The following is a 1,218-nucleotide window of genomic DNA, read 5'->3' as shown; positions in this document are numbered from 1 at the left end:
CCACGTCGAAGACCTTCAAGCAGCTCGCTCGGACGGCCGGTGCCGCCGCTCTCGCCCTCGGCGTGTTCGGCTCCATCTTCACCGCCGCCGGCGCCGCCAACGGTGATGTCGAGCCCGCTGCGCTGAAGCAGACCCTGGCCGCCGCCACCGCGCCCGCCGCGGCCGTCAAGTTCGCGTCGGCCGGCGAGCACCAGGCCGCCGCTCCGGCTCCGGCCCCCATGCCGGCTCCGCAGCCCGAGGCGGCCCCCGCGCCCGCTCCCGCTCCCGAGGCGGCCCCGGCCCCGGCCCCCGCGCCGCCGGTCTACGCCGACAACCTGGACGGCTGGATCCGTCAGGCGCTGGACATCATGGCCCAGCGCGGCATCCCCGGCAGCTACGACGGCATCTTCCGCAACATCATCCGGGAGTCCAGCGGCAACCCGCAGGCGATCAACCTGTACGACTCGAACGCCGCCATGGGCATCCCGTCCAAGGGCCTGCTGCAGGTGATCGACCCGACCTTCGCCGCCTACCACGTCGACGGCACCTCCTTCGACGTCTGGGATCCGGTCGCCAACATCGCCGCGGCCTGCAACTACGCCGCGGCTCGCTACGGCTCGATGGACAACGTCAACAGCGCGTACTGATCCACCGCTCCGGCGTTCGACGACACACGATGGCCCGCCCGATGAGGGGCGGGCCATTCGTCGTCTTTGGGCGGCTGTCCGATCCGATTGGGCAACACTTTCGCAAACAGCCGGATCCGAGGATCGACTCGGCGTATAACGGCCCCGTGGAGCAGTTCCGGCAACCCGGCCGGAACAGATAGCGAAGGGACGGGGTCATGCACACCTCGAGTTCGGCTATCGATATCCAGATCGGGCGAGGGCTCTCCGACGCGTGGAGTTCCATCGCCACCTGGGTGCCCAAATTCGTCGGGTTCCTGGTCATCCTGCTCATCGGCTGGTTCGTGGCGAAACTCGTGGCCCGGCTGGTGACCCGAATCCTGCACCGAGTCGGCTTCGATCGCCTGGTCGAGCGCGGCGGCATCAAGGACATGCTCGCCCGCGGCAGCTACGACGCCACCGGCATCATCGCCAAGCTGGCGTACTACGCGGTGCTGTTGATCACCCTGCAACTCGGCTTCGGCGTCTTCGGCCCGAATCCGGTGAGCACCATGCTGAACGCCGTCGTGGCCTGGCTGCCGCGACTGGCCGTCGGCATCATCATCATCTGTAT

1 protein-coding gene and 1 pseudogene are annotated in these 1,218 nt (G+C 68.6%); both read left to right on the top strand.

Annotated features, from left to right (window positions below; translation table 11 throughout):
• The coding region (locus ACIRS4_RS37705; RefSeq protein ID WP_404204706.1) for a transglycosylase SLT domain-containing protein at positions 1 to 626 on the top strand (626 nt) is incomplete at its 5' end.
• 197 nt (positions 627 to 823) lie between these two features.
• Positions 824 to 1,218, top strand: a pseudogene (locus tag ACIRS4_RS37700) (hypothetical protein); the annotation flags it as partial.

Origin of the sequence: Streptomyces sp. NPDC101166, from assembly GCF_044768125.1 — a bacterium.
Classification (GTDB): Bacteria; Actinomycetota; Actinomycetes; order Streptomycetales; family Streptomycetaceae; genus Streptomyces.
This window is presented reverse-complemented; position numbering and strand designations above follow the sequence as displayed.